The sequence below is a fragment of the Pseudotabrizicola algicola genome (assembly GCF_010915705.1).
In the GTDB taxonomy this organism is placed as follows: domain Bacteria; phylum Pseudomonadota; class Alphaproteobacteria; order Rhodobacterales; family Rhodobacteraceae; genus Pseudotabrizicola; species Pseudotabrizicola algicola.
This window is the reverse complement of the sequence record NZ_JAAIKE010000004.1, coordinates 348,375-355,034: the sequence shown is the minus strand read 5'-3', so window position 1 is coordinate 355,034 and position 6,660 is coordinate 348,375. Positions and strand designations below refer to the sequence as shown.

At 66.6% G+C, this 6,660-nt stretch carries 8 protein-coding genes; 4 read left to right on the top strand and 4 right to left on the bottom strand.

What is annotated here, in order from left to right:
- Nucleotides 1-726 precede the first annotated feature (726 nt).
- On the top strand, nucleotides 727-876 hold the full coding sequence (locus G3572_RS14745; RefSeq protein ID WP_164613174.1) for a hypothetical protein: 150 nt from the start codon (nucleotides 727-729) through the stop codon (nucleotides 874-876).
- A 374-nt stretch (nucleotides 877-1,250) separates the two neighbouring features.
- Nucleotides 1,251-1,427 (top strand): hypothetical protein, encoded by a 177-nt coding sequence (locus G3572_RS14740; RefSeq protein ID WP_164613172.1) that lies wholly within the window; start codon nucleotides 1,251-1,253, stop codon nucleotides 1,425-1,427.
- 355 nt (nucleotides 1,428-1,782) lie between these two features.
- Here the strand turns inward: G3572_RS14740 and ppk2 are convergent, their stop codons facing one another.
- Together ppk2 and mdh are read right to left on the bottom strand one after the other, a co-directional pair.
- Entirely contained in the window at nucleotides 1,783-2,724 is a 942-nt protein-coding gene (gene ppk2 / locus G3572_RS14735; protein ID WP_164613170.1) for a polyphosphate kinase 2, read from the bottom strand.
- A 161-nt stretch (nucleotides 2,725-2,885) separates the two neighbouring features.
- A complete protein-coding gene (mdh, locus tag G3572_RS14730; protein ID WP_164613169.1) occupies nucleotides 2,886-3,848 on the bottom strand; it encodes a malate dehydrogenase in 963 nt (320 codons plus the stop codon).
- Between the two features lie 157 nt (nucleotides 3,849-4,005).
- On the opposite strand from mdh, the gene G3572_RS14725 reads away from it, so the two are divergent.
- A complete protein-coding gene (locus G3572_RS14725) occupies nucleotides 4,006-4,761 on the top strand; it encodes a sulfite exporter TauE/SafE family protein (protein ID WP_164613167.1) in 756 nt (251 codons plus the stop codon).
- Between the two features lie 182 nt (nucleotides 4,762-4,943).
- Here the strand turns inward: G3572_RS14725 and G3572_RS14720 are convergent, their stop codons facing one another.
- Together G3572_RS14720 and G3572_RS14715 are read right to left on the bottom strand one after the other, a co-directional pair.
- Nucleotides 4,944-5,135, bottom strand: coding sequence for a CsbD family protein (locus tag G3572_RS14720; protein ID WP_164613165.1), 192 nt, complete (start codon nucleotides 5,133-5,135; stop codon nucleotides 4,944-4,946).
- Between the two features lie 126 nt (nucleotides 5,136-5,261).
- Complete coding sequence (locus tag G3572_RS14715) at nucleotides 5,262-5,573, bottom strand: hypothetical protein (protein ID WP_164613163.1); 312 nt, start codon at nucleotides 5,571-5,573, stop codon at nucleotides 5,262-5,264.
- Between the two features lie 207 nt (nucleotides 5,574-5,780).
- On the opposite strand from G3572_RS14715, the gene G3572_RS14710 reads away from it, so the two are divergent.
- Nucleotides 5,781-6,647, top strand: a complete 867-nt coding sequence (locus G3572_RS14710; RefSeq protein ID WP_164613161.1) for an HpcH/HpaI aldolase/citrate lyase family protein — start codon at nucleotides 5,781-5,783, stop codon at nucleotides 6,645-6,647.
- Nucleotides 6,648-6,660 lie beyond the last annotated feature (13 nt).

Sequence of the window (6,660 nt, the reverse complement as noted above, 5' to 3'; positions counted from 1 at the left end):
AGGGGCCGCGCGGAGGTCGGGCGCTGCGCAAGGCGTGTCGGGGCGGGGCCGGTATCGGGCCGCTCGGGGCGCAGGTTGATACCGAGCGCCGAGGGGCGCGGGGCAGGGGCGCCGCGCGGAGGTCGGGCGCTGCGCAAGGCGTGGCGGGGCCGGGGCCGGTATCGGGCCGCTTGGGGCGCGGGGTGATGCCGAGCGCGGAGGGGCGCGGGGCAGGGGCGCCGCGCGGAGGTCGGGCGCTGCGGCAGGCGTGTCGGGGCGGGGCCGGTATCGGGCCGCTCGGGGAGCGGGTTGGTGCCGAGCGCCGAGGGGCGCGGGTTGATGCTGAGCGCCGAGGGGCGCGGGGCAGGGGCGCCGTGCGGAGGTCGGACGCTGCGTTGCGGGACGGGGGGCGCGCAATGGCGGGGGTGCAGCATGCGGGGGGGCGCTGCGGGGTTGGGTATGGGCCTTTGGGTGAGGCGCTGCGGGCGAGGCGCTGCGGGCGGGGACCGGAGGAACGGGGTTCAGCAGATGGAAAGGGTTGTAAGCTAGGGTCGGGGTGAAGTGAGTCGGCTTGCCGGTGGCGCGCGGGCGGGTTGGGGTGCGGGCAGTGTATCGGGTGCGGGTTTTGCTGTCGAAAGGATGGGTGGTCAGGCGTTTGGATGGGCGAGTCATCCGCCTGTCGCCACGCGGGCGGGGGCCTTTTGCGTTATGAAAGGCACTACGCAAAGAAGCCTGAGGGGCGAGAAGATGACAGCTGTTACCGGAGCACGCGCCAAACAAGCACAAGAACGTGATGCCACCACGTCGCTTGCGATGCCTTCTGGCTGGTGGATTTTGCCATCGGTTCTGGGCGGCGGTTTTGTCTGGTTCCAGATCATCCGGCTCGCGCTCGGCTGATTTAGCCAGCTGGGGGTGTCCGTATTGCGGCTGGCGCGTGTCCGCGAGTGCCGGTTGCATATAGGTCCAGATCAGGCTCGGCCCGCAAGGGTCGGGCCTGATTGCTTTCGGGGGCCGCGGGCTTTGGCCGGATTTGCCTATACTTAAGTCTGCCGGTTGCAGACCAAGGGGCGGGAGGCAAGCGTTATGTCAGTCCGTTCCATACCTTGCGTGAATGGCAGAATCGGGGGGCTTGCGGGAATATCAATTCCAGAAGGAGCGGATGCCCAAGACGGACCGCCCCGCAAGTGAACCGCAGCACGGCCCGAAACGCCAAGCCGCACAAGTCAGGAACGCTCGACGGCATCGCCGCCCGCAGTTGAGGAGAGAAAGCCATGACCCATTTTTCGCGCATCGTGCTGCCGCAAGACCTTGAGGATAGCGCCAAGCTGCGGGCTGATCTGGCTTTCCTGCGCCGGATGGACGCTCTGACCCGCGAAGCCGCCGCCAAGCCCGCCGCAAAGCCGGGCCTGTTCGTGGCCGGCGCGCGCCGCAAGAGCCTGTTCCACTGATCTGACCCATTCGCTGCCCCCCGCAAGGACCCGGGGGGTGGCACCCGAGTTTGAGGGTACTCTGGCCCTTGGAGCGGGGAGTTGCGCAAGCAACGTCTTATGCGGGACCCGAGCTTCGGGGCCTGCGCGGCAAAGGCGGAGCGGGCGTTTCACCCCGAGGTATCTTACTGTTGTAACCTGAACTGGCCCCTGATCCGCATAGAAGGATCAGGGGCCATTTTTTTGCGGCGCGATGTCTGTGAAGGGGCGCGCTGCGCCTGTCGGGGCGTCTATTACGGGCGCGTTTTTCCGGCGGGGGCGTCTGCGCGCGCGGGGAGGCGCGCGCAGACGCGGTGGGGGCCACGCATGCGCGGCCCTAGCGGCGGGTTGCCGGATGGGTTGCCGCCTCGAGAATATCGTGCTGCGCGCCAAGCACCTGTGCGGCGCGCCCCACGATCAGCGGATCGCAGGTGCCGACCACCGCATGATCCTTGCCCGGATAGTCGACCGAGGCGAGGAAATGGCGCATGCAGTTGAGCCGTGCGCGTTTCTTGTCATTCGACTTGATGATGACCCAGGGCGCATCGGCGGTGTCGGTGTAGAAGAACATCGCCTCTTTTGCCTCGGTATAGTCGTCCCAGCGGTCGAGCGATGCCTTGTCGATGGGCGAGAGTTTCCACATCTTGAGCGGATCGGTTTCGCGGGCAAGGAAGCGGGCGCGCTGTTCGGCCTGCGTGACCGAGAACCAGTATTTGAAGAGCCGGATGCCCGAGCGCACCAGCATGCGTTCCAGCTCGGGCGCCTGACGGGTGAATTCGAGGTATTCAGCGGGGGTGCAGAAGCCCATCACCCGTTCCACCCCCGCGCGGTTATACCAGCTGCGGTCGAAGAACACGATCTCGCCCGAGGTGGGCAGGTGCTGGATATAGCGCTGGAAGAACCACTGGCCCTTTTCGATCTCGGAGGGTTTGGTGAGCGCCACCACGCGGGCATAGCGCGGGTTGAGATGTTCCATGAAGCGTTTGATGGTGCCGCCCTTGCCGGCGGCGTCGCGGCCTTCCATCAGGATGACGAATTTCTGCCCCGTCTCTTGCGCCCAGATCTGCAGCTTGAGCAGTTCGGCCTGCAGGAGCGCCTTTTCCTTTTCATAGCGCGCGCGGCCCAAGGGGCGGGCATAGGGGTATTCGCCGGTCTCGAAGGCGCTGCGGATGTCGGCCTCGGCCAAGGCGGGGAGGTGGCGTGGGATACCGCCATCGGGCTCTGCCTCGGCTGCGGGTTCGGGCGGGGCCGTGTCGATTAGGCTGTTCTGGTCGTCCATGTCGCGGCCCCCCTGTGCGCTGCCAAGTGTTCGGGGGAAGGATAGCGCGGGCGGGCGGGGGCTGCCGTTGATCTGGGTCAAGCGGGGGGTGCGGGCGGGCAAAAGAAAGGCGCGCAGCCCTTGGGGGCTGCGCGCCGGAGCGTAAAGCGGCAGGGCCGCGATCAGGCCAGCGAGGGTTCGATGCCCTTGCAGGCCGCGACCAGACCTTTGACCGCGTCGACCGATTTGTCGAACATGGCCTGTTCGTCCTTGTTCAGCGAGATGTTGACGATGCGTTCAACGCCGCCCGCACCGATGATGGTCGGAACGCCGACATAGAGGCCATTGAGGCCCAGGGCGCCATCGACATAGGCGGCGCAGGGCAGCAGGCGCTTCTGGTCTTTCAGGAAGGCTTCGGCCATCTCGATCGCCGAGGTGGCGGGGGCGTAGAAGGCGGAGCCGGTTTTCAGCAGGCCGACGATCTCGGCGCCGCCGTCACGGGTGCGCTGCACGATGGCGTCGAGCTTGTCCTGCGTGGTCCAGCCCATTTCGACCAGATCGGGCAGCGGCACGCCGCCGACGGTGGAGTAGCGGGTCAGCGGGACCATGGTGTCGCCGTGGCCGCCCAGCACGAAGGCGGTGACGTCGCGCATCGAGACGTTGAATTCGACCGAGAGGAAGTGGCGGAAGCGGGCGCTGTCGAGCACGCCGGCCATGCCGACGACCATATGGTGCGGCAGGCCCGAGAATTCGCGCAGGGCCCAGACCATCGCGTCGAGCGGGTTGGTGATGCAGATGACAAAGGCGTTGGGGGCGTGCTGCTTGATGCCCTCGCCGACGGCTTTCATCACCTTGAGGTTGATGCCCAGAAGGTCGTCGCGCGACATGCCCGGCTTGCGCGGCACGCCTGCGGTGACGATGCAGACGTCGGCGCCCGCGATGTCGGCATAGGAGTTGGTGCCCTTCATCACGGCATCGAAGCCCTCGGACGGACCCGATTGTGCGATGTCGAGCGCCTTGCCCTGCGGGGTGCCTTCGGCAATGTCGAACACGGTGATGTCACCGAGTTCCTTGATCGCGGCGAGGTGGGCGAGCGTGCCGCCGATCTGTCCTGCGCCGATGAGGGCGATCTTGGGTCGTGCCATGGGTATTCTCCCGTCTGGTGGAATGTTCGCGCATGGCCTAGCCCCTTGTGACGAGTCTGGCAAGCGCTGCTTGGGGCTGATTGTATGCGATTGTGTGCCGTTTGGCTGGCAGGTCCGAGGTGTTTGCGCTAGCGGTAGAAAAAACGGAGGGGCGCGCGTGGAAGGTGTGGCATTCTGGGCGGCGGCGGTGGTCGCGGCATCGCTGGTGGGCATGGGCAAGGGCGGCTTGCCGGCGGTGGGCATACTGGGCGTTCCGGTGCTGGCTCTGGTCATCAATCCGGTGACAGCGGCGGGCTTGCTGCTGCCGGTCTATGTGCTGTCCGACATGTTCGGGCTTTATGCCTATCGCCATGCGTTCAACGCGCGGGTGATCGCGATTCTGGTGCCGGGGATGGTGGTGGGCGTGGGCGTGGGCTGGGCCACGGCGGCCTTGGTGCCGGTTTGGGCGGTGACGGCGCTGGTGGGGGCGATCGGGCTGGTGTTCGCGCTGAACCTGCTGTTGCGGCGCAAGGGGCCGGTGAGCCCGCGCCCCGCCCGGGTGGCCCCGGGGCTGTTCTGGGGGGCGATGACCGGATTTACCAGTTTTGTGAGCCACGCGGGCGCGCCGCCCTATCAGGTCTATACGATGCCTCTGGGGATGCCGAAGCTGGTCTACGCGGGCACCTCGACCATTGCCTTTGCCATCGTGAATGCGGTGAAGCTGGTGCCGTATTGGCAGCTGGGGCAGCTGAGTGCGGGCAATCTGCGGGTGGCGGTGGTGCTGATGCCGGTGGCGGCGGTGTCGGTGTTCGTGGGGCTGAAGCTGGTAAAGCTGCTGCCCGAGGCCGCGTTTTTCCGTTTTGTCACCTGGGCGCTGCTGGCGCTGTCGGCCAAGCTGATCTGGGACGGCATCGCGGGGGGATTTGCCCTCTAGCGCCCGATGCCGGGGCCGTGCGTCTAAGGCCAAAGGTTCGGATTGCGGCGTTTTGACCCCTCACCGCTTGCGCTTTCGGGTAGGCAAAGGTGGGGACGGGCTAAGATGGGGGCGGGCAAAAGAAAAGGGTGCCACGAGGGCACCCTTTTCCGGCCTTGAGGAAAGCCAGTCGCACATCGACGTCAGACGTTGTCGATGGTCCGCTTCACTGCATCCTTGGCTTCGCCAACAGCTTTCTGGGCTTCGCCCTTGCGCTCTTGCATGATGCCTTCGGCTTGCAGTTTCTTGTTGTCGGTCGCTTTGCCGACGGCTTGCTTCACGTTGCCCATGGCATCGTTGGCGGTGCCTTTGATCTTGTCGCTGGTGCTGCTCATGCTGCGTTCCTTTCATCTTTCATCGGGGGCCCTCGGCGGGTTTCCCCTTGCATGACAGATCAACGCAGGCCGCGTGCGACTGGTTCCGCCCTCAGAGCAAGAATGTTGCGGGGGCGGTGCCGGGTGTCAGATGCGGCGGCCCTTCGCGGGAAGGTCCTCGGCCACCGGTTCGAAGCCTTCGCCCGAGGCCAGAAGGCACATGCGCCCGTCGGGCAGGGTGACGGTGATGGTCCAGCTTCCCGAGGCAGCGGAGGCGAACATCTCCATCACCGAGTTATTGGCCGCCAGTCCGACGCCGCGACGGGTTTCGCCATAGCGTTCGGCAAGCTGGCGCAGCACGAGATCGCGCGCGCCGCATTGCGGGGCGGAATGGACCTGGGTGGCGGCGAGGATGAGCCCGGCGGCGCCGAGCGAGAAGGCGAGGAGCGTCTGGTTCATGGCATGCCTTTCCTGTGGTCAAGCGGGGTGGGATCAAGCAGGGTGCGATGGCGCAAAGGCTGCGCCTCAACTGCGTAGAATCGGTTAACCGCGCGCGCCCCGCGCAGGGCGGGACGGGCGGCGATGCTGCGATGCGGCAAATTTGGGCTTGCGGTTTGTGAGGAAATCGCGGCTTCTGGCGCAAGAATATTGCTTGAGGTCGAATCGATGACACCGCCCACCGCCAAACCCGCCCGCCCGTTCCGCTCTGTGCTCTACATCCCCGGATCGAAGGAACGCGCCTTGGAAAAGGCGCAAGGGCTGGCGGCGGATGCGATCATCTTCGATCTGGAAGATGCGGTGGCGCCGGACGAGAAGGTGCGGGCGCGCGAGGTTCTGGCAGAGGCGTTGCGGGCCGATTACGGCAAGCGGGCGCGGATCGTGCGGATCAACGGGTTTGACACCGACTGGGGCCGCGCGGATGCGGCGGCCTTTGCCGGACATGCGGGGGTAGATGCGGTGCTGGTGCCGAAGGTGAGCACGCCCGCCGATCTGGATGCGGTCGCGGCGGTGGTGCCGGACAAGCCGCTGTGGGCGATGATGGAAACCGCGCTGGGCATGTTGAATGCGGGCGCGATTGCGGCGCACCCCGCGTTGCAGGGCATGGTGATGGGCACCAATGATCTGGCCAAGGAACTCGGGTCACGCAGCCGTGCCGACCGGCTGCCGATGATGGCGGGGCTGGGGCTGTGCCTGCTGGCCGCCAAGGCGCATGGCCGCGTGATCGTGGACGGCGTGTTCAATGCGTTCAAGGATGACGAGGGCTTGCGCGCCGAATGTGCGCAGGGCCGCGACATGGGGTTTGACGGCAAGACGCTGATTCACCCCGCGCAACTGGAGATTGCCAATGCGGCCTTCGCGCCGGACGAGGCCGAGATCGACCTCGCGCGGCGGCAGATCGCGGCTTTCGACGCGGCCCTGGCCGGGGGGCAGGCGGTGGCGGTGGTCGATGGCCGGATCGTGGAGAACCTGCATATCGTGACGGCGCGGGCGACGCTGGCACGCGCCGAGGCGATTGCGGCGCTGGCCGATTGAGGCCAAGGTGCCG

Coding starts and splice junctions, on each gene's coding strand:
- G3572_RS14745 (WP_164613174.1), top strand. CDS start 727: ATGACAGCTGTTACCGGAGCACGCGCCAAACAAGCACAAGAACGTGAT.
- G3572_RS14740 (WP_164613172.1), top strand. CDS start 1,251: ATGACCCATTTTTCGCGCATCGTGCTGCCGCAAGACCTTGAGGATAGC.
- ppk2 (WP_164613170.1), bottom strand. CDS start 2,724: ATGGACGACCAGAACAGCCTAATCGACACGGCCCCGCCCGAACCCGCA.
- mdh (WP_164613169.1), bottom strand. CDS start 3,848: ATGGCACGACCCAAGATCGCCCTCATCGGCGCAGGACAGATCGGCGGC.
- G3572_RS14720 (WP_164613165.1), bottom strand. CDS start 5,135: ATGAGCAGCACCAGCGACAAGATCAAAGGCACCGCCAACGATGCCATG.
- G3572_RS14715 (WP_164613163.1), bottom strand. CDS start 5,573: ATGAACCAGACGCTCCTCGCCTTCTCGCTCGGCGCCGCCGGGCTCATC.
- G3572_RS14710 (WP_164613161.1), top strand. CDS start 5,781: ATGACACCGCCCACCGCCAAACCCGCCCGCCCGTTCCGCTCTGTGCTC.